The organism is Kribbella sp. NPDC005582, assembly GCF_040605415.1.
GTDB lineage: Bacteria > Actinomycetota > Actinomycetes > Propionibacteriales > Kribbellaceae > Kribbella.
On sequence record NZ_JBEXCU010000002.1, the window covers coordinates 732,080 to 758,742 of the forward strand.

The 26,663-nt window shown below is 67.0% G+C and carries 21 protein-coding genes; 11 read left to right on the top strand and 10 right to left on the bottom strand.

Features of this window, described 5'->3' with window-relative positions; all coding sequences use genetic code 11:
- Positions 1-85: 85 nt before the first annotated feature.
- Positions 86-1,504: an MFS transporter gene (locus tag ABZS29_RS15030; RefSeq protein WP_355462124.1), complete on the bottom strand. Its 1,419-nt coding sequence runs from the start codon at positions 1,502-1,504 to the stop codon at positions 86-88.
- A 102-nt stretch (positions 1,505-1,606) separates the two neighbouring features.
- Here ABZS29_RS15030 and ABZS29_RS15035 point away from each other — a divergent pair, with 102 nt between their 5' ends.
- Positions 1,607-2,527: a helix-turn-helix transcriptional regulator gene (locus tag ABZS29_RS15035; protein ID WP_355462126.1), complete on the top strand. Its 921-nt coding sequence runs from the start codon at positions 1,607-1,609 to the stop codon at positions 2,525-2,527.
- 4 nt (positions 2,528-2,531) lie between these two features.
- Here the strand turns inward: ABZS29_RS15035 and ABZS29_RS15040 are convergent, their stop codons facing one another.
- Together ABZS29_RS15040 and ABZS29_RS15045 are read right to left on the bottom strand one after the other, a co-directional pair.
- Positions 2,532-3,572, bottom strand: a complete 1,041-nt coding sequence (locus ABZS29_RS15040) for a glycoside hydrolase family 5 protein (RefSeq protein WP_355462128.1) — start codon at positions 3,570-3,572, stop codon at positions 2,532-2,534.
- A gap of 145 nt (positions 3,573-3,717) precedes the next feature.
- The gene (locus ABZS29_RS15045; protein WP_355462130.1) at positions 3,718-4,626 is read right to left on the bottom strand and encodes a LysR family transcriptional regulator; all 909 of its coding nucleotides are present in this window, start codon (positions 4,624-4,626) and stop codon (positions 3,718-3,720) included.
- Positions 4,627-4,699: 73 nt separating this feature from the next.
- Here ABZS29_RS15045 and ABZS29_RS15050 point away from each other — a divergent pair, with 73 nt between their 5' ends.
- The gene (locus ABZS29_RS15050) at positions 4,700-5,623 is read left to right on the top strand and encodes an EamA family transporter (protein ID WP_355462132.1); all 924 of its coding nucleotides are present in this window, start codon (positions 4,700-4,702) and stop codon (positions 5,621-5,623) included.
- Here the strand turns inward: ABZS29_RS15050 and ABZS29_RS15055 are convergent.
- Genes ABZS29_RS15055 through ABZS29_RS15065 form a run of 3 tightly spaced genes read right to left on the bottom strand, consistent with a single transcriptional unit; the run spans position 5,538 to position 7,926 of the window.
- Positions 5,538-6,167 (bottom strand): flavin reductase family protein, encoded by a 630-nt coding sequence (locus tag ABZS29_RS15055; protein ID WP_355462134.1) that lies wholly within the window; start codon positions 6,165-6,167, stop codon positions 5,538-5,540. The two genes, ABZS29_RS15050 and ABZS29_RS15055, sit on opposite strands and share 86 nt — an antisense overlap.
- Positions 6,168-6,208: 41 nt before the next feature.
- Positions 6,209-6,919: a TIGR03943 family protein gene (locus tag ABZS29_RS15060; RefSeq protein ID WP_355462136.1), complete on the bottom strand. Its 711-nt coding sequence runs from the start codon at positions 6,917-6,919 to the stop codon at positions 6,209-6,211.
- Entirely contained in the window at positions 6,916-7,926 is a 1,011-nt protein-coding gene (locus ABZS29_RS15065) for a permease (RefSeq protein WP_355462138.1), read from the bottom strand. The genes ABZS29_RS15060 and ABZS29_RS15065 overlap by 4 nt, the downstream gene beginning before the upstream one ends.
- A gap of 129 nt (positions 7,927-8,055) precedes the next feature.
- Between ABZS29_RS15065 and ABZS29_RS15070 the strand changes: the two genes are divergently transcribed.
- On the top strand, positions 8,056-9,195 hold the full coding sequence (locus ABZS29_RS15070) for a serpin family protein (protein WP_355462140.1): 1,140 nt from the start codon (positions 8,056-8,058) through the stop codon (positions 9,193-9,195).
- On the opposite strand, the gene ABZS29_RS15075 is transcribed toward ABZS29_RS15070, so the two are convergent.
- Both ABZS29_RS15075 and ABZS29_RS15080 read right to left on the bottom strand, forming a co-directional pair.
- The gene (locus tag ABZS29_RS15075) at positions 9,179-9,718 is read right to left on the bottom strand and encodes a TetR family transcriptional regulator (protein WP_355462142.1); all 540 of its coding nucleotides are present in this window, start codon (positions 9,716-9,718) and stop codon (positions 9,179-9,181) included. The two genes, ABZS29_RS15070 and ABZS29_RS15075, sit on opposite strands and share 17 nt — an antisense overlap.
- The gene (locus ABZS29_RS15080; RefSeq protein ID WP_355462144.1) at positions 9,715-10,131 is read right to left on the bottom strand and encodes an SRPBCC family protein; all 417 of its coding nucleotides are present in this window, start codon (positions 10,129-10,131) and stop codon (positions 9,715-9,717) included. The genes ABZS29_RS15075 and ABZS29_RS15080 overlap by 4 nt, the downstream gene beginning before the upstream one ends.
- A 140-nt stretch (positions 10,132-10,271) precedes the next feature.
- On the opposite strand from ABZS29_RS15080, the gene ABZS29_RS15085 reads away from it, so the two are divergent.
- From ABZS29_RS15085 to ABZS29_RS15120, 8 genes are all read left to right on the top strand, one after another.
- Positions 10,272-10,451: a hypothetical protein gene (locus tag ABZS29_RS15085; RefSeq protein WP_355462146.1), complete on the top strand. Its 180-nt coding sequence runs from the start codon at positions 10,272-10,274 to the stop codon at positions 10,449-10,451.
- 4 nt (positions 10,452-10,455) lie between these two features.
- Positions 10,456-11,115 carry a PhzF family phenazine biosynthesis protein gene (locus tag ABZS29_RS15090; RefSeq protein WP_355462148.1) on the top strand — a complete coding sequence of 220 codons (660 nt, stop codon included), beginning with the start codon at positions 10,456-10,458 and terminating at the stop codon, positions 11,113-11,115.
- Positions 11,116-11,304: 189 nt separating this feature from the next.
- A complete protein-coding gene (locus tag ABZS29_RS15095; protein ID WP_355462150.1) occupies positions 11,305-14,796 on the top strand; it encodes a LamG-like jellyroll fold domain-containing protein in 3,492 nt (1,163 codons plus the stop codon).
- Entirely contained in the window at positions 14,796-21,152 is a 6,357-nt protein-coding gene (locus tag ABZS29_RS15100) for an RHS repeat-associated core domain-containing protein (protein WP_355462152.1), read from the top strand. The genes ABZS29_RS15095 and ABZS29_RS15100 overlap by 1 nt, the downstream gene beginning before the upstream one ends.
- A complete protein-coding gene (locus ABZS29_RS15105; RefSeq protein WP_355462154.1) occupies positions 21,149-21,601 on the top strand; it encodes a hypothetical protein in 453 nt (150 codons plus the stop codon). Before ABZS29_RS15100 ends, ABZS29_RS15105 begins: the two co-directional genes overlap by 4 nt.
- A 125-nt stretch (positions 21,602-21,726) precedes the next feature.
- Positions 21,727-22,569: a nitrilase-related carbon-nitrogen hydrolase gene (locus ABZS29_RS15110; RefSeq protein WP_355462156.1), complete on the top strand. Its 843-nt coding sequence runs from the start codon at positions 21,727-21,729 to the stop codon at positions 22,567-22,569.
- Entirely contained in the window at positions 22,566-23,972 is a 1,407-nt protein-coding gene (gene hydA, locus ABZS29_RS15115; RefSeq protein ID WP_355462158.1) for a dihydropyrimidinase, read from the top strand. Before ABZS29_RS15110 ends, hydA begins: the two co-directional genes overlap by 4 nt.
- Positions 23,973-23,982: 10 nt before the next feature.
- On the top strand, positions 23,983-24,978 hold the full coding sequence (locus ABZS29_RS15120; RefSeq protein ID WP_355462160.1) for a TIGR03842 family LLM class F420-dependent oxidoreductase: 996 nt from the start codon (positions 23,983-23,985) through the stop codon (positions 24,976-24,978).
- Here ABZS29_RS15120 and ABZS29_RS15125 read toward each other — a convergent pair.
- Both ABZS29_RS15125 and ABZS29_RS15130 read right to left on the bottom strand, forming a co-directional pair.
- On the bottom strand, positions 24,975-25,379 hold the full coding sequence (locus tag ABZS29_RS15125) for a cytidine deaminase (protein WP_355462162.1): 405 nt from the start codon (positions 25,377-25,379) through the stop codon (positions 24,975-24,977). The two genes, ABZS29_RS15120 and ABZS29_RS15125, sit on opposite strands and share 4 nt — an antisense overlap.
- Positions 25,379-26,644, bottom strand: a complete 1,266-nt coding sequence (locus ABZS29_RS15130; protein WP_355462164.1) for a sugar ABC transporter substrate-binding protein — start codon at positions 26,642-26,644, stop codon at positions 25,379-25,381. Before ABZS29_RS15130 ends, ABZS29_RS15125 begins: the two co-directional genes overlap by 1 nt.
- Between the last annotated feature and the right edge of the window lie 19 nt (positions 26,645-26,663).

Consider the following 26,663-nt stretch of genomic DNA (forward strand, 5'->3'; position numbering starts at 1 on the left):
GCTGCCTTGAACGCGTTGGTGGGCTTGCTTCCACGCTCAGGGTGCTCACGGCGATGCCCTGTACCAGTCCTTCTGTACGCCGACGTCAGGCGTGGGTCCGGCGGAGTTGGTTGGTGATGGGGGCCATCAGGATGGCGATGGCGGCCAGGGCGAAGGCGATGGCGGCTAGTGCGCCGCCGAAGCCCCAGGAGGTGGAGGTGAGGGCCAAGAACGCAGTGCCTACGGTGGCGGCGCCTAGGGCGAGGCAGGTTTGCTGACTGGTGAGGAGGATGCCGCTGCCGAGGCCGGCTTGGGCTGGTGGGACCTGGCTGACTACTACGCCGATCATGGGGACCATGACGAGTCCGCCGCCGAAGCCGATCACGGCCATCGGGAGTGCCAGGCGGAGGACGGTGATGTCGGGCCAGAGGGCGAGGGCTGCTACGGCGAGGAGGGCGTAGCCGGCGCCTTCGATGATCCAGCCCCAGACGATCATGGCGACGCCGTACCGGCGTTGGAGGGCAGGGCCCCAGATGCAGGTGATCAGGAAGCCGATGGCCAGCGGCAGCAGGCTCAGACCGCCTTCCAGGGCAGACATGTGGGCACCTGCCTGGGTAGCCAGCGCGAACACGAACATGAAGCCGCCGAAGCTGGTGAAGAAGCCGACTGCCATCAGCAGACCGATCCGCATCGCGCGGTGCTCCAGAACCGACGGCGGAATCAGCGGTGCGTGCCCCGCCTGCTCGGTCCGGTGCTGGTGCAGTGCGAGCAGACCAACAGCCGGTACGACGGCAATCAGGCTGATCCACGTCCAGAGCGGCCAGTGGAGCGCGCGACCCTCGGTGAGCGGCAGAAGCAGCAGCACCAGACTCAAAGCGAGCAGTGCCGCGCCAACGAGGTCCACCCGCTGTGCCACTGCGGCCTTGGTGTCAGGCACAGTCGCAGCAACCGCAATCAGTGCGATGAGCGCACCAAGCGCCAGGACAACGAACACCGACCGCCAGCCGAGCCCGAACGGGTTGGCATCAGTCAGCACCCCACCGAGGATCTGACCGAGTGCAGCGGAGATGCCGTTCGCGACACCGAACAGCGCCATCCCGCGAGCGCGGTGCTCGCCCGTCAGCAGACTGGTGATCGACGCGAGTACCTGCGGCGTGACGGCTGCGGCAGCGGCGCCCTGCACGACCCGGGCGATCAGCAGCACAACAACCGACGGTGCGATCGCACAGATCGCGGAGGCGATCAGAAACCCGGTCAGCCCGACGAGCAGCAGCCGGCGGCGGCCGAGGCCGTCACCGAGCCGGCCACCGACGACGAGCAGAGTCGCGGCCGCGATGCCGTACGCACCGACCACGAGCTGCAGGGAACCGGCGCTGGCGTGCAGATCGGCGCCGATCGCGGGGAGCGAGACGTTGACCATGAAGAACGAGAGCATCGGCAACAATGAGCCGAAGAGCAGTGCGGTGAGCGCAACCGGTGCCAGCGAAGTGGCCGGCGGCCGGGTGGCGGTGAGCTGGTCTGTCATGAGTACCAGGTTGCGCGGCTCCGGATCCTGGTGGTGAGAGCCTGGTTATCCTGGTATTCACAGCACCTGGCACCAGCTTGCGCGCCGGTGCACCATGAGAACATGACAGAGAGCCAGGACGCACGTCGCCGAGAGCTCGGGCTGTTCCTGCGCACCCGCCGGGAGCGGATCCAGCCCGGAGAAGTCGGCTTCGCTCCGGGACTCCGCCGCCGTACGCCGGGGTTGCGCCGCGAGGAGGTCGCGCTGCTCGCCGGAGTCGGCGTGACCTGGTACACCTGGCTCGAGCAGGGCCGCGACATCAACGTGTCGGCGCAGGTCCTGGAGGGGATTGCCCGCACGCTCCGTCTGGACCGGCTGGAGAGGAATCACCTCTACACCCTGGCCGGGCTGCAGATCGGCCCGACGCCGGGGGACTGCACGCTGCTGACTCCGGCGATCCAGAAGATGCTCGATGCGGTCACGCCGTACCCGGCGATCGTGATGAACGAGCGCTACGACATCCTCGCCTTCAACCAGGCCTACTGCCAGGTGGTGCTGGACCTGAACCAGATCGCGGTCGAGGAGCGCAACATCCTCTGGCTCAACTTCGTCTCCGACAAGTGGAACTGCACCTTCCTGGACGGCGAGTCGATCAGGCGCCACATGGTCGCCTCCTACCGCGCCGCGCTGGCCAGCCACTTGAGCGAACCGTCCTGGCAGGAGCTGACCCAGGGCCTGCTGGCCCGGTCCCCGGAGTTCGCGGCGATGTGGGAGCGGTACGACGTCGCCTCGCCGAGTACGCGGGTCAAGATGATCGATCATCCCGAGGTCGGGCTCATGCGGGTGGATCCGGCGATCCTGTGGCTGACCCAGGGCGGACAGTTCCGCGCGAACGTCTACACCGCCGCCGACGAGGAGACCGAGGCGAAGCTCCGGATGCTCGTCGACGATGCCCCGAAGGTCTCCGCCGGCCGCGGGGCGGTGCGGCCGGCGGAGGCTCGCGTGGGCCCGGGACAAAGCCCACGCGAGCAGGTCTTCAGCTGATCGGTCAGAGGCTGCGGTTGATGATGCGGTCGCGGATCCAGACGCCGGCCGGCTTCAGGTTCGCCGTGCCGGTGAAGCTGCTGCCCGCGCAGGTGCCGGACTTGAAGACGGCGCCGCTGCGCCAGTCGTCGGAGAAGTTCCAGTTGGTCCACCCGATCTGCTTGCTCTTCAGGAAGTCCAGGTACTTCTTCGACCAGGTGAAGTCGTTGGCGCCCTCACCCTCGTAGTTCTGGGTGCCGAACTCGGTGATGAACAGCGGGATCTTCGTCGACGCGCGGGACAGGGCGTCGAAGTACTCCTGGTGGTGGGAGGCCGCGTAGAAGTGGAACGTGTACATCAGGTTCGTGGCGTTGATCTTGTTGTTCACCACGTCGGACTCGTCGCTTTCCTCGGAGACTCCGAGCGACGACCAGCCCTTGGTGCCGACGAAGATCACGCTGTCGGGGTCGTTGGCGCGGATGGTCGGGATGACCTTCTCGGCGTACGACTTGATCGACGGCCAGTCGACGCCGTTCGGCTCGTTGGCGATGTCGTAGATGATGTTGTTCTTGTCCTTGTGCCGGCTGGCGATCTCGGCGAAGAACGTCTTGGCCTTCTCGGTGTAGATGTTCGGGTCGCCCGGGTCGAGCTGGTGCCAGTCGACCAGTGCGTACATGCCGCGCTTGGTGGCCTCCTCGATGTAGCCGTGCACCATGTCGGTGAACTTGCGCGGGTTGGTCTCGTAGCCGTCCTCCTTGGCCGCGACGTACATCGAGATGCGGAGGATGTCGGCCTTCCAGTCGTAGGCCAGCGCGTCGAGCGAGGCGGTCTTGATACAGCTCGAGTACCACTGAATGCCGTGCGTGCTCATGCCGCGGAGCTGGACCGGCTGGTTGTTCTGGTTGCAGAGCTTCAGGCCGCAGACGTGCAGCTGGCCGTTGCGCGAGACCGGGGTGTCGGCGGTCACCGCGGCGGGCGCGGAGTCCACCGGTACGGCGGTCGCCGGCAGGTTGGGGAGCAGAGCGGCCGCGGCGAGCAGAGCGCCGGCGGTCAGGGAGCGAATCATCGACTGCCTCCTGGAACATTGGGCGGGGGAGGGCTGGGAAGCGTTGGTGTCCTGCAACTAATAGGAAAGTTTCCTTATAGTTTCAGAGGAACCTAATATCGGCGCTGTGTGTTGTCAACAAGTCGCACAAAGTGATCGCCATTGATCACGCGGTAGTGCGCTCCGGCCAGGCTTGTTTGAGCGCTGAGAGCGTGACCACCAAGGCGGGACGGCGCGATGTGACGTTCCGCCAGACGGCATAGATCCGCCGGCTCGGCGCGGGCTGCAACGGTACGGCGACGACGCCGTCGGGCACCGGACCCCTGCCCAGCCTGGGAAGCAGCCCGATGCCGATGCCGCGGGCAAGCATTGCCAGCTGGGTCTGGTACTCAGCCACTGAATAGGCGACGTCGGGTTCGACGCCGGCCCGGCGCATCGTCCGCATCAGCCACTCGTGGCAGATCGATCCCGGAACCTGGCAGATCCAGCGCTCGCCGACCAGGTCCTCGGCGCGGACGAACTCCTTACCTGCCAGGCGATGCGACGCCGGCACCAGTACGTCGGCCGGATCGGAACCGAGCTTGACCCGGGACAGTCCCTCGGGCAGCGCCAGCGGGGTGTTGTGCCAGTCGTGCACCACTGCGAGCTGCGCATCACCACGGTTGACCGAGGCAACGGCTTCGAACGGATCGATCTCGCTCACCCGTACGTCGAGCGCCGGGTGATCCACGATCAGCCGGCTCAGCGCCGTCGGCAACAAGCCGCGAGCGGCGGTCGGAAACGCCGCGATCCGCAGCGTCCCGATCGCCTCGCCACGCTGCTCTTCCAGCGTCAGTTCGGCTTCCTCGACCAGCGCAAGCACGCGTTCCGCGGTCGCCGCGAGCTGCAAGGCCGCGTCGGTGAGGGCGATCCCACGACCTTGCCGCTCCACCAGGGTGGTTCGCGTTTCGCGCTCGAGCTTGGCCAACTGCTGCGAGACCGCGGAGGGCGTGTAGCCGAGCGCCTCGGCCGCCCGATTGACCGATCCGTACTGCGCGACGGCGTACAGGGCACGCAGGCGGCCGAGATCGATCATGTAGCACTCCTACAGAGATGGCGGTAGCAATCGGTGCTGGTCCTTAAGTCTAAACCGCCCGCAGACTGACGGTATGAAACCTCGTGACCTGCTGCTGGCGCTCGCCGTCGTCATCGCCTGGGGCGTGAACTTCGTCGTGATCGAGGTCGGCCTGGAGAATTTCCCGCCCTTGTTCTTCTCGGCGCTGCGATTCTTTTTCGCCGCCGTTCCGGCAATCTTCTTTCTCGGCCGGCCACGGGTCGCCTGGCGTTATGTCATCGGGGTCGGGCTGGCGCTCGGCGTCGCGAAGTTCGGGCTGCTGTTCATCGCCATGGATCACGGCGTACCGGCCGGACTCGCCTCGCTGGTTCTGCAGAGCCAGGTGATCTTCACGGTGCTGTTCGCGATCTCGGTCCTCCGGGAGCGGCCGCGGCCGGCGCAGCTCGCCGGGATCGCGATCGCCTGTGGCGGGATGCTGCTGATCGTGTTCGATCGCGGTCTGTCGGCGCCGCTCGGAGCGCTCGCGCTGGTGATCCTGGCCGGCGCGTGCTGGGGAGTCTCGAACACCATCACCCGGTACGCCAAGCCACGGGACACGCTGCGGTTCATGGTCTGGGTGAGCGCGGTCGCCGTCGTACCGCTGACGCTGTTGTCGCTGCTCACCGAAGGTCCGCGGGCCGACGTCGACGCGCTGCGGGGGATCGACCTCACGGGCATCGGCGCACTCGCCTACCTCGCGGCCGTGGCCACCCTGTTCGGCTTCGGAGTCTGGGGCTACCTGCTCCGCCAGTACGACGCCAGCACCGTGGCGCCGTTCTCGCTCCTGGTACCGATCGTCGGGATGGCCGCGGCCTGGGTCCTGCGCGGCGAAGCGGTCGGCCTGCAGCAGGCCATCGCCGCCGTCCTGGTGATCGGCGGGATGGCGTGCACGGTCATCCGATTCTCAAAGGCGGCATCTCCCAGCCCCGAGCCAGTGACGACTCGTACGCCGGTGCTCCCCCAGCGAAGTACTCGGTGAACTTCATGATCAGCGGGTCCCAGCGCAGCGGATCGATGTAGCGGTCGTTGCTCATCAGCAGGTCCTCGCTGACCTGCACCTGCTCGACCTTCATCGCGAGCGCACACAGATGATCCTCAGGCCCGCCGATCGCGTGGATCGCCTCGATGTGGCCCTCGAGCGTGATCGGGCTCTCCTCGACGAGGTCCAGCCCGGTCACCGCGCCCGGCGTCGGCGTCAGGCCGGCAGCGGTGAACTTGTCGGGCTCGAAGCGATAGCCGCGAGCGCGCTTCGCGTCCGACATCTGCTGCGAACCGGTCAGCAGCGCGATCCGGTCCAGGGCGGCGACCATGGCCGGGTCGACGAGGTTGAGGGCGATCTCGGGACGATCGACGAGGTTCTTGACCGTCTGCGAGCTCGTCCCCATCCCGAGCATGGCGTGGTAGCCCAGCCACCACGCGGACGACATCGGGGCGAGGTTGGTGGAGCCGTCCGCGTTCCGGGTGCTGATCAGGACAACCGGCGTACCGAAGTAGAGGACCTTGGGCTCGACTGTGCGCTTCATGGGGATGGAACGCGCGAGCCCGCGGATGTGTGAGGGCGGCCCTACTCGTACGGGTTGGCGGGCGCGGTGACCGTCTTGACCGTGTCGACCGTCAGGGCGGCGACGTCACCGTCGGCACGCTTGCTCGGCTCGGCCCACTCGCCGGTGACAGTGACCCACTGGTTCTTCGGCGGGGCGGCCTGTCCACGGGCCTCGACCATGAAGGCCGTCGCGTCGGCGACACAGCAGGTCAGCCCCATCCGGGTCACGTACCAGTTGCCGTTCTTGGCCGGGGTGACGAAGCCGGTGAGTGAGAAGGAGCGGCCCTTCATGCTCTCCTTCTCCCAGACGGCCCAGACCGCGTAGTCGCGGACCGCGAGATTGACCGGCCCGCCTTGCGGGTTGTCGGCCAGCCAGGAGTTGCTCTTCGGCTGGATCGGCTTCGACGCCACCGGTGACTGACGTGCGGCCGCTGCGGCGCCGAGCGCGGGCGGGTCGACGACCAGCAGCGCGAAGATCGGGATCAGCAGCAGCCAGGCGGCTCTGGGCAGGCCGTGGTGGCCGTGCCCGTCGTCGCTGTGGTCGTGTTCGTCCTTCTTGCGGGTGTCCATCAGTACGTCGGCCACCGCGAGCGCGATCAGGATCAGTCCGGCCGCGAGCAGCATCCACCGCATCCCGGGCTTCACGTACCGCAGGTAGGTGTTCGACACCGCGAGCTGAACCACCGCGGCCCCGACGAACACGATCACCAGCCCGGCCACATTGCGCTTCACAGCAACCACCACCCCACTCCGAGACTGGCCAGTACGGCGACCACGAACGTGGCCGGCGCGAACCGGACGGCGAACTTCGGGCCGAACGTTCCGGCCTGCAGAGCAATCAGCTTCACGTCGACGATCGGGCCGACCACCATGAACGCGAGCCGCGCGGTCAGCGAGAACTGCGTCAGGCTCGCGGCCACGAACGCGTCCGCCTCCGAGCAGATCGCGAGCAGTACGGCGAGCAGGCCGAGGACGAGCACCGACAGCAGCAGATTGCTGGCGACGTGGTCGAGCCAGGCCCGCGGGACGACGACGTTCAGCGTGGCCGCCGCGGCGGCGCCGACGACCAGGAAGCCGCCGGCGTGCAGGAAGTCGTGCAGCATCGACGAGCGGAACACCTCGAACTTGGGGGTGCCCTCGGCGTGCCGGGTCTTCGGCATCTTGAACCAGGCGCCGCCCTTACCGGTCAGCAGCCACAGCCAGCCGAGGATCATCGAGACCGCGATCGAGGTGACCGCGCGGGCCACCACCACCTTCGGCTGACCGGGAAACGCCACCGCGGTGGACGCCAGTACGACGGGGTTGATCGCCGGCGCGGAGAGCAGGAAGGCGATCGCCGCGGCCGGGGTGACGCCGCGCGCCATCAAGGCGGCCGACACCGGCACCGAGGCGCACTCACAGCCCGGCAGGATCACGCCGGAAGCACTCGCGACCGGTACGGCGAGGGCCGGGTGCTTCGGCAGTGCCTTCGCGAAGAACGACGCCGGGACGAACGCGGTCAGCGCGGCCGACAGCAGCACGCCGAGCACCAGGAACGGCAGCGCCTGCACGGTCACGCCGACGAACATCGTCGCCCAGGTGCGAACGCCCTCGTCGGTGAACGCCCCGGCGAAGATCCGGCGCCCGAACAGCGCCAGCCCGACCAGCAGGATGAGCGTCGCGGTGAACGCGATCGACGATCCAACCGGTTCTTTCGGCGGCTTCTCGGCCTTTTCGGCGACATCGGCGGGGGCGCTCATGGGCGGAATCCTGACACAACAGAGCGCGTTCGAACGAGGACTCCCTGCGCTTGCTTAATGAAAATCAGCGTCGTTCCGCCAAATACTGATCCTGCCTCAGGCTGGCCCTTACATGGCAAGGTGGAGGGTATGGATGCCGACGTCGTACGTGCAGTGAACGACCTCACCGGCCGCTGGGTGCGGAGCCTGCCGCCGGGCAACTCGGTCGTCTCCGGGCTCGGCCTGTGGCCGCTGCTGGCGATCCTCGCCACCGCCGCCGACGAACCCGGCCGGTCCGAGCTCGCCGGCGCCGCGGGTATCGCTGCGCCGGACGGTTCGCGCTTCGCCGTCCAGCTCATCGAAGCGCTGGGCGAGTCACCGGACCTGCACGCGGCCCTCGGCGTCTGGGTGCACGAGCAGCTCAAACTGGCCGAAACCTTCGGCGACGTCGTACCGGCTCCGCTGGTGGGGATGCTCACCGGCAAGCCGTCCATCGACAAGCCCAAACTCGATGCCTGGGCTGCCGAACACACCGACGACATGATCCGCGAGATGCCGGTCGACCTCGACCCTGACGTGATGCTGGTGCTCGCCTCCGCGCTCTGCCTGCGCACCACCTGGGCCCGGCCGTTCACCGAGCAGGTCAAGCACCTCGAGGGTTCGTGGGCCGGATCCTGGCGCTGGCTCGAGCGGACCGACACCGACCTCGACTCCGTCCGCCGGTACGGCGATCTGACCGTGATCACGGTGCGCGGAGACGCGGATGTCGACGTACTGCTCGGGATCGGGGCTGGGGATGTGATCGGCGGACTGCTGGACGCGGCGGCGCGGCCGGCGGACGGCGTACCGGGAAGTGAGTTGGTCGACGGCCGCCGCGAGGTCGCACCGGGAGTGCGGATCGGAAAGACGACGGCTCCGCGGCCTGATGTGTGGTTGTCGCTGCCGTCGTTCGAGGTCTCGTCGTCGCATGACCTGCTGGAGTTGTCGGAGGTATTCGGGCTGACGGCGGCGACGTCGAATTCTGGTTCGCAGGGGCACTTCAGCGCGATCAGCCCGGCGCCGCTCGCGATCGGGCAGGCCAAGCAGAAGGTGCTCGCGCGGTTCTTCGCGACCGGGTTCGAGGCCGCGGCGGTGACGTCGATGGCGATGACGCGGGCTGCGATGGTGACGAGCCAGGCGCCGCGGCTGGACGTCGTACTGGATCGGCCGTTCGCGTTTGCCGCTGTCCTGCGCGAGTCGCGGCTGCCGATCGTCGCAGGCTGGATCGAATCGCCTACCCAGGCAGGCTGAACAGCCGGTTGAGCAGTTTAGTTGCCTCGTCGACGTTTTTCCGGTCACCGGTCAGGAGCAGGTCGAAGAGGAGTCCGCGCGATGCTGCCAGGCCGAGGCGCGCGTAGTTCGGCGCCTCGGCCGCGGGGATGCCGGCTTTGATGCAGAGCTCGGTGAGCGGAGGCAGCCAGACGTTGATCAGGTCGGCCTTCAGTGCCGCGGTGTGTGGTTGATTCTGCATCGCATGCGCGGAAAGCTCGAAGAACAAGGGCCCATAGACCATCGTTGCCTCGGTCACCTTTCGCCAGAACTGCTCCGCCTGCTCGGCGACCGGCAGCTCGGTCAGCTCTTGGAGCAGATCGCGCTGCTGTTGCTCGACCGTCCGAACCACCTCCGCGAGCAACCCCTCGCGAGACCCGAAGTGGTAGATCAGCATCCGATGGCTGGTGCCGAGCTCCGTGGCGATCCCGCGCAGGCTGGTCTCACCGATCCCGTTCTTCGCGAAGTACTCGACCGCGTCGGTCAGCAGCGTTTCCTTGCTCACCGCTCCGCGAGCTCCTTCAACTTCTCGGTCTCGGTCGCGATGTAGCGTCGCGTCAGCCCGGCGTACAGCTTGCCGAACAGCCAGCCGAGCGGCCCCTCCTGAACGATCGTCGCCGTCGCGACCGTGCCTTCCGGCGTACTGGTGACGCGGTGACCGCCAGTCGTCCTGATCCCGGGCGCTGTCGACGTCCACTCGAAGTACTGACCCTCCTCGAGCCTCGTCACCTCCCACACCGCCACCGGAAGCTTCGGCTGCCGGATCCTGGTCCGCGAGCCCGGTCGGAGCGGTCCCTCGTCGAGCCGCTCCACACTCTCGACCGTCGGCGTCCACTCCGGCCACCGCTCGACATCACTGAACACCGCCCAGACCCGCTCGGCCGACGCCTGGATCGTCACCGCGTGCTCGAATCTCATGTACCAAATGGTACATGGACCGCCCCCACTCACCAACCTCGTCTCCGCCCGTCGTCGAGCCAGGTGCTGAGCGTGAAAGGCCGGCCCGAGAGGGAGTTGGTGAGTGTTGGCGGTCCGCCTTACCGGTACGCTCAGGAGCCATGGCAGACCAGAACCTCCCCGAGAACGAGCAGGACCCGGGCGCGAACACGCAGATGTTCAAGGCCTTCGTCAACGAGGGCGAGACCACCGCCCCCGCCAAGCCGAACGGCCGCATCATCGCGATCGCCGCCGCGGCCGTCCTGCTGGTCGTCGTGATCGTCCTCATCGCGGTCCTCTGACCCGTTGACCGACATCCCGGTCCACGTCGTCAAGGTCTTCACCGACCCCGACGGCGCCTTCGGCAACCCCTTGGGCATCGTCGACGGCCGCCTCGTCCCACCGGTGGCCCGCCAGCCCCTAGCCGCCCACCTCGGCTACAGCGAGACCGTGTACGTCGACGACGCGGCGACTGGCACGATCCGCATCTACACCCCCACCCGCGAAATGTCCTTCGCCGGCCACCCCACCGTCGGCGTCGCCTGGTGGCTCCGCTCCCAGGGCCACGCCGTACCGTCCCTGCAGTGCCCAGCCGGCGAAATCCCCGTCACCTTCTCCGGTGACCTGGTCTCCGTCCAGGCCGACTCCCGCTGGGGCAGCAGCTGGAACTGGACCGAGCTCCCCACCCCCGCCGACGTCCTGGCCGCCGACCCCGGCTCCTACCCGGCCGGCCACACCTACCTTTGGTCCTGGCTCTCCGAGCCCGACGGCGTCATCCGCTCCCGCGCCTTCGCCCCCGCCATGGGCATCGCCGAGGACGAAGCCACCGGCTCCGCCGCCACCCAACTGACGGCCTTGCTAGGCCGCGACCTGCACGTCATCCAAGGCCGCGGCTCGCACCTCCACACCACCCACCTGCCACCCACCCAAGCCACCGTCGGTGGCCGGGTTGTATGGGTCGAATAGGCCTCTGACCTGCGCGAACGCGGTTCCTGAGGACTTCACCAGGTACTTTCGCGAAGTCTGTCAGTTGCTGCAATTTTCTTGACCCGGCTCCGCGCCGACGGTCAGTCTTGCGCTGCCCTCGGCCGACCTCCGAGTGGCGCGCCTCGGGGGAGGTTCGCGTTTTCGGCGGTCTGAGTTCAGGGGTGAGGCATGTCGTCCAACAGGTGGTCTTTGCGCGCGTTCACGCGCTCGATCAGCGTTCTCTCGATCACATCGGTGCTGGCCGCGGGGCTGGCGGCGATTCCGGTGATCGCGCAGGCGAAGCCGGAGGTCGCGCCGTCGTCGGCGAAGACCGTGGCCGACGCCTCGCGACTGGCGGCCAAGTTCAACACCTCGGTGGAGGTGGAGGAGAAGACGACGCCGTACAGCCGAACCGTCGCCACACCGGCGGGTACGTTGAAGGCGGAGGTCTCGAACGAGCCCGTCCGGGTCCAGAAGAACGGCGCCTGGACCGCCATCGACACCACCCTGGCCGCGCGCGGCGACGGGATGATCGCCCCCAAGGCGTCGACCACGGACATCGCCTTCTCCGCCGGCGGCAACGGGCCGCTGGCGCGCTTCACCCGGGACGGTGGTTTCTTCGAGCTCAAGGCTCCTTGGTTGCTCCCGGCACCTACCTTGTCCGGCTCCAAGGCGACGTACGCCGCTGTCCTGCCCGGCGTCGACCTGGTCGTCGAGGCCACCGACAGCAGTTTCAGCTACAACCTGGTTGTCCAGAACCGTGAAGCCGCCTCGAACCCCGCGCTCCGCAGCCTGACCTTCCCGGTCACCACCAAGGACCTGCATCTCCGGACAACGCTGCCCGGCCGCCCGTCGTACGTGGACTCGAACGGCCGCCAGGTCATCACTGTCGGCGAACCGGTCATGTGGGACGCAGGTGGCACCAGCACGAAGACGAAGGTAGCCGCCACCGAGGCTGTCGAGCGCGGACCGTCCGGCAGGTCGAAGCGCGCCCTGATGGCCCTCTCCGGCACCGCCCGGGGTCTGACGGTGACGCCTGACCAGAAGTTGCTGACGGCAGCGGACACAGTCTTCCCGGTGGTCATCGACCCGACTACGAGCCTCGAGGTGACGCGCGATCGCAACGCCTGGACCGCTGTCTGGGAGCTGTACCCGACCACCTCGTTCTGGAAGACCACCCACAGCCTCGGCGTCGGCTACGAGGGTTTCGAGCAGAACAAGATCGTCCGCTCGTTCTTCCAGTTCGACGTCGCGGCCTTCACCAACAAGCACATCATCAAGGCCTCGTTGAAGACCTACGAGATCCACTCCGCGAGCTGCGCGGCGCGCTCGGTCACGGTGTCGCGCACCGGAGCGATCTCGACGGCCACGACCTGGAACAGCCAGCCCGCGGTCCAGGCCACCGTAGCCAGCGCGAACGTTGCCAAGGGCTACAACTCGACCTGCCCGGCCGGCGGTGTCGAGTTCCCGGTGACCAGCTCGGTTCAGGCGACCTCGAAAGCCAACGGCAAGATCGCGACCTTCCGGCTGAGCGCCACGAACGAGTCCGACGAGATCGCCTGGAAGCAGTTCAACAGCACCGGCCAGCTGATCGTCGAATACGTCGCCTACCCACTGCCGGCCTACGGGCTCGGCGTGGCGACGGACACCGATCTGCCGAGCCCGTGCGCTCCGTCCACCAATCCGACTATTGTGGCGTCCCTGCTGCCGCAGGTGTCCGCCAAAGGCCTGGTCGGGGCCGGCGAGCCGAGCGCGTCGATCTACGTTCAGTTCCAGCTGGTCACCCCGTCGCAGGTCGTGCAGGAGTTCCAGAACGCCGCTCCCGTCACTCCCAACGTCCTGGTCAAGCTGAAGCCGAGGACCGCACTGACGACCGGGATCATGTACACCTACCGGGCCCGGACGATCCGCGCAGTCCCCGGCCAGACGTTGGTATCAGCCTGGTCGCCGTCGTGCTACTTCAAGGTCGACACCACCCCGCCACCGGCGCCGGTCATCACCGCAAAGTACAACGGAGTGACCCTGACCGACTGCCTGACCAGTACGACGCCGGACGTCTGTCCCGAGGTGGTGCCGTTCGGCGCCAAGGTGACCTACACGATCTCGTCCGGCAGTGCGGACGTGGCTGCGCTGAGCTACGGCTTCAACGGCAAGATGACGCGCGTCAGCGGTCGATCGGTGACGGTCAACCTCCTCACCCCCGGCCAGACCCTGATGACGTTGGGGGCCGTCAGCCACGACGCCGCAGATCATACGAGTACGACGAAGTACCACCGGATCAACGTCGGCCCCGGCCTGCCGCCTTCGGGGGCCTGGAACCTCGACGAAGGATCCGGTACGACGGCTGCCGACTCCTCCGGTAAGGGTCACCCGCTGGCCGTGACCGGTGCGCAGTTCGACGACGCCGGGCGCGTCGGCGGATCGCTGACCTTCGACGGAAACAACTCCGGCAACAACCGGGCCACCGTGGCCGGCGCCGCGAGCGTCGTGGACACCTCGCAGAACTTCACCATCTCGGCCTGGGTCCGCCCGACCGCGGCGAAGGACGGCGGTGTCGTGGCAGTCACCGGAACGCAGGCGTACGGCGGCCTGCTGCGCTACTCCGCCCCGAACAACCGCTGGGCCTTCGTCCAGAACGTCTCCGACGCCAGCACCGCGGGCCAGGCCCGGGTGGATTCTCTCGCGGCACCCGTCCTGAACGTGTGGACACATCTGCTGGGCGTCTTCAACGTGACCGACAAGACGATCTCGCTCTACGTCAACGGGCGCCTGCAGGGGACTGCGGCCTTCACGCACACGCCGTGGAAGGCGAACGGCACGATCGAGGTGGGGTCGTACCAGACGGCGTCCAGCATCGGTGTCCTGTCCGGGGCGGTCGACGACGTGAAGATCTACCCCCGGGTGATGTCCGCGACCGAAGCCAACAAGGTGGCCGACCCGCGCATCGGTCCGTCCGGAAACGACGAGCCGATCGCCTCGCCGGCCGCGAAGTACCCCTTCGACAGCATGGTTGCGCAGAGCAACGGCCTCTGGACGACCGAGGACACCGTGTACGGCCAGAACCTGACCGTCTCCGGCTTCGCCGGTTCTCCGGACCAGTCGTCGGCGATCGTCGAGGATCCCGAGCGCGGCAACGTCCTGGCCACCACGGGCACGGCCTCCGAGCTCCTCGCCGTCAACCGGGCGCTGGTGGACTCCTCGGCCAGCTTCACCGTGACGTTGTGGGTGCGGATCCAGGATCCGACCAAGCGGCAGGTGTTCATCCGGCAGGTGGGGGCGAACCGCGACTCCTGGCGGATCGAGTACCGGCCGGGCGCGGACGACAGCGCCGACTGGGTCTTCAGCCGGGCCACGAGTGACACGACCACCGGCGCGTACACCGAGGTCACTCAATCGACCAATCAGACGACGGCGGGAGAGTGGACGGCTTTGGCGGCTCAGTACAACGCCGCCACCGACCAGGTGACGCTGCTGGTCGCCGACCGGTCCGGTGATGGCGGGGTCGCCTCCTTCAGCACCCCGTTCCAGGGCACCGCGAACGTTCTCTCCTGGGGTCCGCAGGGCGACACCACGTTCGCTCCGCTCAACGCCGCGCTGGACGACCTTCGCGTCTACACCGGCGTCGTACCGCAACGCCAGCTGTGCATCGAATTCGGTGGCGACCCGACGGAGTGCTCCTGATGAACCTCACCCTGAGAAAACGCGCCCTTCCGATCCTGCTCGCCCTGTCGCTGACCGCGACAGTGGCGGTCGTCGGACCCACCAGTTCGGCCGAAGCCGGCAGCCCGAACCGGCCGAAGCCGGTCAAGGCGAAGAGCGTCAAGGTCAAGGACGTCCCGCCGATCGCGCCGCCGGCGGAATCGGCGGACCTGAAGAAGGCGGTCGACAAGACCGCCGAGTTCGCGAGCCGTCCGGTGCACTGGCCGGCTCCCGGGCGCCAGAGCGTCGCGGTCAACGCGACGGGCAAGCCGGCCGGGCCGGTCGCCGTACGATCCGCGAAACGTACGGCGCCGGCCACGGTCGACCTCGACTTCCTCGACCAGGCGGCCAGTACGCGCGCCGGGGTGAGCGGCGTACTGGTCAAGGCGAGTACGGCGGCCAAGTCCGACGTACAGCTGACCTTCGACTACGCCGGCTACGAGAACGCGTACGGCGGGGACTGGGCCTCGCGACTCGAAGTCGTCGCGCTCCCGGCCTGCATCCTGACTACGCCCAAGGCGGCGGGCTGTTCGACCAGCACGCCGTTGCAGACAGCGAACGATCCGGCGGCGAAGACCGTGACCGCCACTGCGCCGCTCAGCGCGCAGCAGTCGGTCTTCGCGATCACTGCCGGTTCGGACTCGAGTGCCGGCGACTACTCGGCGACCAGCCTCTCGGCGTCCTCGAGCTGGGCGGGTGGCGGGTCGAGTGGTGACTTCACCTGGTCGTACCCGCTCCGCGTGCCACCCGCCGCGGCCGGCCCGTCGCCTACGCTGGCCTTCTCCTACTCGGCGCAGTCGGTCGACGGCCGGACCTCCGCCACCAACAACCAGGTCTCGTGGGTCGGCGAGGGATTCGACCTGACGGAGTCCTTCATCGAGCGCAAGTACACGAGCTGCGACGAGGACGGGAAGGCCGGCAAGTACGACCAGTGCTGGAAATACGACAACGCGACGCTGACGCTGAACGGCAAGTCCAACGAGCTCGTCCGGGCCTCCGGCGGCGCAATCGGCGCCAGCACCTGGAAGCTCAAGAACGACGATGGGTCGAAGGTCGAGAAGCTCATCGGCACCGACGACAACGGGGATGCCCTCAAGGAGTACTGGAAAGTCACCACCACCGACGGGACGCAGTACTTCTTCGGCAAGCACAAGCTGAAGCCAGGCCTGACCGCCGTCACGAACTCGGTCTTCACCGCCCCGGTCTACGGCGACGACGCGGGTGAGCCCTGCAACACCACGGCCACCGGCTGCAACCTGGGCTGGCGCTGGAATCTCGACTACGTGGTCGACCTGCACGGCAACGCGATGTCGTACTGGTACACCAAGGAGCTCAACAACTACGCCAAGAACGGCGTCGCCTCGCCCGGTACGTCGTACGTCCGCGGCGGCTACCTCAACCGGATCGACTACGGTCTGCGGGACGCGTCGCTGACCGACACCACCAAGGCGCCTCAGCAGGTTGTCTTCACCGCGGCCGAACGTTGTCTCGCGAACTGTTCGGTGCTCAATGCAACGACCAGGGCGAACTGGCCGGACGTACCGTTCGACCAGATCTGCGAAGGGACAGCGGCCTGCACGAACAAGGTCTCGCCGACCTTCTTCACCCGCAAGCGTCTGTATCAGATCCAGACCCAGGTGCTAAACGGCTCGACATACCAGGCGGTCGACTTCTGGCAGACCAACCTGACGTTCCCGACCCCGGGGAGCAGCAGCGACGGCAGGCCGATGTGGCTCAACGGCATCTCGCACAGCGGCAAGGTCGGTACGGCGCTGTCGGTGCCGGATGTGACCTTCAAGCCCGTCGGTCTGGCCAACCGGGTCGACACGACCTCGGACGGGCTACCGGGACTGGTGCGGTACCGGGTCGGCGAGATCAACACCGAGACCGGCGCCAAAGTGCTGGTCAACTACGCCGGCAAGGAATGCATGTCCGGCGAGCGGCCGGCCAAGGACTCCAACACCAAGCGCTGCTACCCCGTGAGATGGAAGCCACCGCTCGAGGTCGAGCGCGAGGACTGGTTCCACAAGTACGTCGTTGACAGCGTGGTGACGTCGGACCCGACGGGCAACGGTGCGACGATGATCACGCAGTACCTCTACTCCGGCGGCGGCGCTTGGCACTACCAGGAGTCGCCGATGCTGAAGGACGCCGACAAGACCTGGTCGGAGTGGCGAGGCTACAGCCTGGTCACGACCTACACCGGTGACGCTGCCGACACCACCTCCCCGCGCAGTCGCTCCGTCACGAAGTACTTCCGCGGCATGGACGGCGACAAGCGCGAAGGCACGACCGCCGTCAAGAACGTCGACGTCACCGACACCACCGGCGGCGTACGAGCCGACGCCGAGGCGCTGGCCGGTAGCCCGCGTGAGCAGATCACCTACCAGCATGCGACCTCCAATACCGAAGTCGCCGGCCTCATCACCGACTACATCATCACTCCCAAGGCCTCCTACGCCGTCCCGGGCGGAACACTGAGGTCGAACTTCGTCGGCTCCTCGGCGACGCAGAGCCGGATCGCCCGCGACGGCGGCCGCCCGGACCTGGTCAGTGCGACGTCGACGCAGTACGACGCGGACAACACACTGCCGACCAGGGTCACCGACCACGGTGACTCCGGCAAGTCCGGCGACGAGACGTGCACGGTCACGAACTACCTGAAGAAGCCGGCTCCCTGGCTGGTCGCGCTGCCGATCCGCAACGTGACCTCGACCGGAGCCTGCGATGCGGACTCTGCGAACCCACCCGAGGATCGGGTCCTGACCGACGTCCGGACCTTCTACGACGGCAGGCCGTACGGCGACGCCACCCTCGGCGACGCGACGCTGATCCAGCGACTGCACCACTACACCGACGGCCTTCCGGTGTACCAGAACACCGGGTCGAAGGGATACGACGCCCTCGGTCGGGTCACCTCGTCGGGTGACGCTCTCGGCCGGGTCACCACGACCGCCTACACGCCGGCTGCGATCGGCCCGTTGGCGCAGATGGTGGTCAAGCAGCCCACCGTCAACAACTTCAGCGGTACTCCGGTGAGCTTCACCTCGTCGACGACGTACAAGGCTGAATGGGGCGTGCCGTCGAAGACGACGGACGTGAACGGCAAGGTCACCGAACTGGCGTACGACGCGCTCGGCCGGCTGACCGGCGTTTGGCTCCCGAGCCAGGCACCGGCGTCGACCAACCTCGCCAACACCAAGTACACCTACACGATCTCCAACACAGGCCCGTCAACGATTCGCACCGATCAGCTGAACATCGAGGCGACCGGGTACACCACGTCGTACCAGCTGTTCGACTCGTTGCTGCGGGACCGCCAGAGCCAGGCGCCCGCGGCCGATGGCGGACGGGTGATCAGCGAGACGCGGTATGACTCGCGTGGTCAGCCGATCTACGCCAACAGCGATGTCTGGAACTCGGCAGCGCCGTCGGCCGCTCTCGTCGCGATTCCGAATTCCTCCGTGGCGAACCAGACGTACAACGAGTACGACGGCGTGGGCCGAACGGTCAAGTCGACGTTCATGAGCATGCTGCAGCCGCGGTGGTCGACCAGCACGGTCTACGGCGGTGACATCACCACGGTGCTGCCGCCGCAGGGGAGCCCGGCGACCGCGACAGTGACCGATGTCCATGGTCAGGTCACCGAGCGGCGCGAGTTCAAGGGCAACACCGCGACGGGTACACCGGACGTCACCAAGTACGCCTACGACATGGCCGGCCGGCCGACCCGGATGGAGGGTGCGGGTGGCGTCTGGACCTACAAGTACGACCTGCGCGGCCGCAGGATCGACAGCACCGATCCGGATGCGGGCAGGTCGATCTCGACGTACGACGAAGGCGACCGCCTGGTGTCGACCACGGATTCGGCGAACAACACCCTCATCACGACCTACGACGCCCTCGATCGCAAGACCGGGCTGTACAAGACGAGCGTTGCACCCGAGAACCTGCTGGCGGACTGGAGATACGACAAGACCGATCTGCTCGGGCAGGTCGCGGAGTCCGCGAGCTACACGGCGGGCAAGGCAGGACCGGCGTACCGCACGATGATCAACGACCGGAACGTGCTGTACAAGCCGACCCAGGTCACCAGAGTCATCCCGTCCGTCGAAGGGTTCGAGATCGACGGCAGCTACTGGACGAACTACGGGTACAAGCCGGACGCGAAGACCCTCGAGATGACCTCGTTGTCCGGGGGCGGTGGGCTCGGTGCCGAGGACGTCCACTACGAGTACAACGCGCTCGGTCTGCCGCTCAAGATGCACAGCGACCGGACCTATGTGAACGGAACCGAGTACAACCCGTTCGGTGATGTCACGAAGCTCATGCTCGGCTCGAGCTTCGACATGGAGATCAACAACATCTACGAGGACGGCACCCGGCGGCTGGCCCGGACCACCGCGGGCAAAGCGAAAATCTTCGCCGATCACCTGTACACGTACGACCCGACCGGCAACGTGATGAAGGACCACAACCTGGTCGATGGTGGCGACGCCCAGTGCTTCGACTACGACGGCCAGCGCCGCGTCACCGAGGCGTGGACTCCCGCCAGTGCCGACTGCACCCAGGCCCCGAGCTCACTCGGTCTCGGCGGAGTAGCGCCGTACTGGCAGTCGTGGACCTACACCCCGATCGGCCTGCGCAAGACCCAGGTCGACCACTCGACCGCCGGTGACGTCACCAGCACCTTCAACTACAACACCGCCCAGCCGCACACCCTGGCCAACGTCACCCAGACCGGCGCCCCGACCAAGACCTACGACTACGATGCCCGCGGCAATACCACGGTCCGCCCCGGCCAAACGCTGAACTGGAACCCCCAAGGCAGGCTGGAGAAACTGTCCGGTTCCACTGGAGACACGAATTACGTCTACGACGCCGAGGGGGCTCTGCTGGTCCGTCGTGGTCCGGCCGAGACCACGCTGTTCCTGGGCGAGCTCGAGCTCACCCTGGACAAGGCCACCCACAAGGTCTCCGGCAAGCGGCAGTACGCCTTTGCTGGCCAGACCATCGGCGTACGCTCGGCCAACGGCACCGCCGTCTCGGACATGTCTTGGCTGGTGACCGATTATCACGGCACCTCGCAGGTTGCCGTGGACGCCGACACCCAGATCGCCACCAAGCGCTACGCCAAACCCTTCGGCGACCCGCGAGGGTCGGCCCCAGCAGCCTGGCCCGACGACCACGGCTTCCTGAACAAACCCGAGGACAAGAACACCGGCCTGACGACTGTCGGCGCCCGTGAGTACGACCCGGCCATCGGTCGCTTCATCAGCGTCGACCCGATGCTGGATACCGGCGATCCCCAGCAGTTGCTCGGCTACACCTACGCCAACGACAACCCGGTCTCCGGCTCCGATGCGTCCGGCCTGATCAACGCCGACGATGGCGGCCGCGGCGGAGACGGCCGCGGCACCGTCATCGTCACGACCCCGGAGACTCCCGAAGCTTCCACCGGTGACAACGGCAATCAAGGCAACGACGGTGGCACCAACAACAACAACGACGACGGCCACAAGAAGAAGAGCGGCATCGGTGGCTGGTTCAAGAAGCGCGTCAGCGACGTGGCGGACAAGGTCGACGAAGCCCACGACTGGGCCAAGGACCACGCGTCCGACATCGGCAACGCCGTAGCCATCACCGTCGCCGTCGTGGGCGTAGCCGCCTTCTGCGGTGCCACTGCCGGTATCGGTTGCCTGATCGCGGCCGGAGCTGTCATGGGTGCCGCTGGCGCCAGCCTCGGCTACGGCGCCCGAATAGCCCTCGACGATCAAGAGTCCTTCAGCACCTCGAACTACGCGAAGGAAGTCGTCGGAGGTGCCGTCTCCGGCGCCGCAGGCAGCGCCCTGGGCATAGTCGCCGGTGCCGCCGCCGGGGCTGCCGCCGCAGGCATCGGCAAAGCTCTGGTCGGTAAGACAGCCGGCGAAGCTGCCGCCAAGACCCGCACCCTGTTTCGAGGCGATACCCGGGGCCCCGGCAAGCTTCACAATCCCACGGGCTTCGAGGCGAAGGGCGGCGATGCGAGCTATCGTGACTATGTGTTCGGCAAGGGCGACGGCAACTGGGTAGCGACCTCGAGGTCCGTCAGGGTCGCCAAGGATTTCTCGTCCAAGGACAAGACCAACGGGCGTCGTGGCTGGGTCTACGAGATCGCCGACCCCGGCAACGGAGTCGAGCCGCGCAAGCTCATCAAGCGGCTCCCATGGATCCTGCGGGTCGAGAAAGAGGTCAGCTTTGAGGGCGGTATTCCGGGCAAGTACATCAAATCCGCCAGACCTACCCGCTGGGGCGAGTGGGACGGCCCGGCGATCCAGAATCCGTACTTCCAGAAATGACCGACCAGGCTGAGTTCCACGGCGTGGAGCCGATCGCCGTCTCGATCGATGGAATCGAGACGGTGTGGTCCCTCGACCAGCGAGCGGATCAAGAGTCGCGGTGGACGCTGATCCTGACGGCGCCTGACGGTCGGTCGTGGACGGCCACCGCTCAAGGGCTGTGGAACGCGTTCACCGACCTCCGGCAGCAGACCGACCCGCTCGGTTACAAGCTCTGCTGCGCAGCTGCGAGAGTCGAGGCGGTCATGCGTAAAGGCCGCGATCGGAACAATGACGAGGTCTACCTCCTCACCCGCCGAACCCTCCTGGGACTGCCCCACAAGGCCTCGATGCTCGACCATGCTCCGGCGACCAAGATTGCCACCGTCGACGAGCAACAAGCCCGTTACGACCGCTGGCTCGCCACTCCCTGGTGGCGAGCCCTTCTCCCCGGCGATCCCGTCGGCTGAGCACCACCTCACCCCAGGCATCCGGGCTGCCACGAAGCGGCCCGGCTGCGAGGTATGCCAAAACATCCGTTGACTCTCCTGTGGCGCGGATGCAGGATGAGTGCTCGGCGACTCGGGAGGTTCTCGTGGCGGAGGTTGTGCGGGCGGCGTTGGTGCAGACTTCTTGGACTGGTGACAAGGAGTCGATGATCAAGGCGCATGAGGAGTACGCGCGGCAGGCGGCGGAGGCGGGGGCCAAGGTCATCTGTTTTCAGGAGCTGTTTTACGGGCCTTACTTCTGTCAGTTGCAGGATCCCAAGTTCTACGAGTACGCCGAGAGTGTGCCGGGACCGACGACTGAGCGGTTCCAGGAGCTCGCCAAAGAGCTCGGCATGGTGATGGTGTTGCCGATGTACGAGCAGGAGCAGCCGGGAGTGCTGTACAACACGGCTGCGGTGGTCGATGCTGACGGCAAGTATCTGGGGAAGTACCGGAAGAACCATATTCCGCAGGTGAAGGGGTTCTGGGAGAAGTTCTATTTCCGGCCTGGGAACCTTGGGTACCCGGTGTTCGACACCGCGGTGGGCCGCATCGGCGTGTACATCTGTTACGACCGGCACTTCCCGGAGGGGTGGCGGGCACTCGGCCTTGCCGGGGCGAAGATCGTGTTCAACCCGAGCGCGACGAGTCGCGGGCTGTCGGCGTACCTGTGGCAGCTGGAGCAGCCGGCGAGTGCGGTGGCGAACGAGTACTTCATCGGGGCGATCAACCGGGTGGGGATCGAGTCCGACTACGGGGACAACGACTTCTACGGTACGTCGTACTTCGTGGATCCGGAGGGGAAGTTCGTGGGGGAGGTCGGGCACGACCATGACCCGGAGCTGATCGTCAGGGATCTGGATCTCGGACTGCTGGACACGGTGCGGGACCGGTGGCAGTTCTACCGGGATCGCCGGCCGGATGCCTACGGGGATCTGACGAAGCCATGACGTTACTGGTCAAGGGCGGGACCGTTGTCGGACCGACCGGATCGCAGAAAGCCGATGTGCTGGTTCAGGGCGAGAAGATCGTGGCCCTGCTGGATCCGTTGTTCAGTACGACCATCACCCCGGACGAGGTGATCGATGCAGGAGGCAAGTATGTGATCCCGGGCGGGATCGACGCGCACACGCACATGGAACTGCCCTTCGGTGGTACGGCGGCCAGTGACACGTTCGACACGGGGACGCGGGCGGCGGCGTGGGGCGGGACGACGACGATCATCGACTTCGCCGTCCAGAAGACCGGCGATGTCGTGCAGGACGGGCTCGCGGCGTGGCATGCCAAGGCCGAGGGCAACTGTCATATCGACTATGCGTTCCACATGATTCTCGGTGGGGTCGACGACGATGCGCTGAAGGCGATGGATCAGCTCGTCACCGACGAGGGGATCACGAGTTTCAAGCTGTTCATGGCGTATCCGGGGGTGTTCTACTCCGATGACGGCAAGATCCTGCGCGCGATGCAGACCGCGCGGGAGAACGGCGCGATGATCATGATGCACGCCGAGAACGGCATCGCGATCGACGTCCTGGTGCAGCAGGCCTTGGCGCGGGGCGAGACGGATCCGATCTATCACGGGATCACGCGGCCGGCGGCGCTGGAGACCGAGGCGACGAGCCGGGCGATCACGCTGGCCGAGGTCGCGAAGGACTGCCCGCTCTACATCGTCCATCTGAGCGCGAGTGGCGCCCTCAAAGCGGTGGCGGAGTCGAGAGATGCTGGGCGCAACGTTTTCGCCGAGACGTGCCCGCAGTACCTGTATCTGACGCTCGAGGATCAGTTGGGCGCGCCGGGCTTCGAAGGCGCCAAGTGGGTTTGCTCAACACCCCTGCGCAGCAAGCACGAGAGCCACGCGAAGGATCTCTGGAAGGGTCTCCGGAGCAACGATCTGGCGATCGTCTCGACCGACCACTGCCCGTTCTGCATGAAGGACCAGAAGGAGCTCGGGCTCGGTGACTTCTCGAAGATCCCGAACGGGATCGGCGGGGTCGAGCACCGCGTCGACCTGATCTACCAAGGCGTCGTCGACGGGCAGCTGTCGCTGGAGCGCTGGGTGGAGACGATCGCGACCACGCCGGCCCGGATGTTCGGGCTGTACCCGCAGAAGGGGATCGTCGCGCCGGGCTCGGACGCGGACCTGGTGATCTACGACCCGAACGGTACGACGCGGATCGGCGTCGAGACGCATCACATGAACATGGACTACTCGGCGTACGAAGGGGTCGAGATCCAGGGCAAGGTGGACACCGTCGTCTCGCGCGGCGAGGTGATCGTGGCTGATGGCAACTACCATGGCCGGAAGGGCCGCGGCCGGTACCTCAAGCGCGGGCTGTCGTCGTACTTGGTCTAAGGGGTGGGCTGTGGACTTCGGAGTGGTGTTCCAGTGTGATCCGCCGGCGTCCGCGGTCGTGGAGCTGGCGGCCAAGGCGGAGGACGCCGGGTTCGACTACGTGTGGACGTTCGACTCGCACCTGCTGTGGCAGGAGCCGTTCGTCATCTACAGCCAGATCCTGGCGGCGACCCGGCGGGTGATCGTCGGCCCGATGGTGACGAATCCGGGCACGCGGGACTGGACGGTGATCGCGTCCCAGTTCGCGACGCTGAACGAGATGTTCGGCAATCGCACCGTGTGCGGGATCGGACGCGGCGACTCGGCCTTGCGCACGCTCGGTGCGCAGCCGGGCACGATCGCCGACATGGTGCAGTGTGTCGAGGTGGTTCGCTCGCTCGCGCGGGGCGAGACGGTCAAGCACCGCGGGCAGGAGTTGAAGCTCGGCTGGGTCAAGGACGGCGCCCTCGAGGTGTGGGTGGCGGCGTACGGGCCGCGGGCGCTCGCCGCGACCGGGCAGGTCGGCGACGGCTACATTTTGCAGCTGGCCGACCCGGACATCGCTGCCTGGATGATCGCCGCCGTACGGCGTTCTGCAGCGGAGGCCGGCCGGGATCCGGACGCCATCAAGTTCTGCGTGGCGGCCCCGGCGTACGTCGGCGACGATCTCGAGCACCAGCGTGAGCAGACCCGGTGGTTCGGCGGCATGGTCGGCAACCACGTGGCCGATATCGTCGCCCGGTACGGCGACAGTGGCGGCGTACCGAAGGCGCTCACCGACTACATCGAGGGCCGTAAGGGCTACGACTACAGCCAGCACGGCCGCGCCGGCAACACCCACACCGACTTCGTCCCGGACGAGGTGGTCGACCGCTTCTGCATCCTCGGCCCGGTCGAGAACCACCTTGCCCGCTTGGAAGAACTCAAGGCGCTCGGCGTCGACCAGTTCGCCGTCTACCTCCAGCACGACGCCAAGGAAGCCACCCTCGCCGCCTACGGCAAAGACATCATCCCGGCCTTCTCCTAGGGCTCCCAGCGGTAGCCGGCTGGGAGCAGCTCGGTGATGGGGGCCCAGCCCGGACCGTCGGGGCCGGGCAGGATCACGCGGATGTCGGGGTGATAGTCCAGCAATACTTGGCGATCCCGGCCGCAGGGAGCTTGGACGCCGCGGTTGTCGTTGCCTACGGCGACGATGGTCGTCAGCTCACGGGCGCCCGAGGCGCGAGCGTGGCCGAGGGCAACGAGTTCGGCGCAAGGACCGCCGGTGAAGTGGTAGAGGTTGATCCCGGCGAACACGCCGCCGTCGGCGCTCTGGACGGCCGCGCCCATCGTGTGGATGCCGTCCGGGCCGTCGGTGTTCTCGTCGACGGTACGGCGGGCCAGCTCGACGAGCGCGTGGTCGTCCGGAGTCAGCGGTCGCAGGTCCATCAGCCGTTGATCCGCTTGAGCTCGGCTTCGACGACTGCCTTGACGGCCTTGATCTCGGTGGCCGGGTCAGAGCCGCTGCGAATGATCCGGTTCAGGGCGTCGGAGTACGCCGTACCGGATTTGGGGGACCAGAGCAACGGTGTCTGGGCGTGGCCGTTCTCGTTGACGAACTTAGCGGCCTCGGCGGCGGGGCCGGACTTCAGTTTCTCGGCCTTCTCGACCAGGGATTTGCGGGCCGGGATGTGGAAGCCGTAGGACTGGGCGAAGTCGAGCTGCTTGTCGGTCTGGTCGACCCACAGCCACTTGACGAACTTCTTCGCGGCGTCGACGTTCTTCGACTTCGAGCTGACGCAGGAGGCGTAGGCGCCGACCGGGACGCTCGGGGCGCCGGTGGTGGCGTTGAGCTTCGGCCAGGGCAGGACACCGTAGTCGTCCTTGAACGCCTTCTCGATCGCGGGCAGCGTCCACAGGCCGGTGAGCTGCATCGCGGTCAGCCCCTGGGTGAACGCCGATGGGTCGGACCAGTCGGCGGGAGCACCGAGCAGCAGGGCCTTCGAGGTGAACAGCTCACGGAGCTTCTTCAGGGCCTCGGCCGCCAGCGGGTCGTCGAAGCCGAACTTGCCGTCGTCGGTCAGGTAGTCGAGCCCTGCCGACCACAGCGCCGGGCCGCCGAGGATGCCGACGCCGCCGTCGTTGCCGACGAAGAGGCCCTTCACCTTGTCGGTGGTGAGCTTCTTCGCCGCGTCGAGCAGTTCGTCGAAGGTCTGCGGCGGCTGGACGCCGGCCGCGCTGAGCAGGCTCTTGCGGTACACGAGCAACTGCATGTCGGAGACCTGCGGGATGCCGTAGAGCTTGCCCTCATACGTCATCCGGCTGATCAGCGCCGGCGTGAAGTCCGCCTTCGCATCGCCCGGTACGTCGCTCAGGTCGACCACCTGGCCGGCCTTGATCATGTCGATCGTCGGGCCGTTGCCGTACTCGAAGACGTCCGGACCCTGCTCGGTGAGCAGCGTGGTCGCGACCTTCTTGTCGTAGTCGCCGGGCGACCACTGGACCGTGACGGTCGCGTCCGGGTACTCCTTCGCGTACCGCTCGACCGCCTGCTGCGTGCCGGCCTCGCCGTACTGGTGGTACCACTGCGACAGCGTGGCCTTGGATCCGTCGCCGGTGCTCGACCGTCCGGTGTTGGAGCCGCACCCGGCCACGGCAAGCGCGGCCAGACCGCTGCCGAACCCCAGCACCTGCCGCCTGCTGAATCCACTCATCACGCCGCCTCCATAGCCA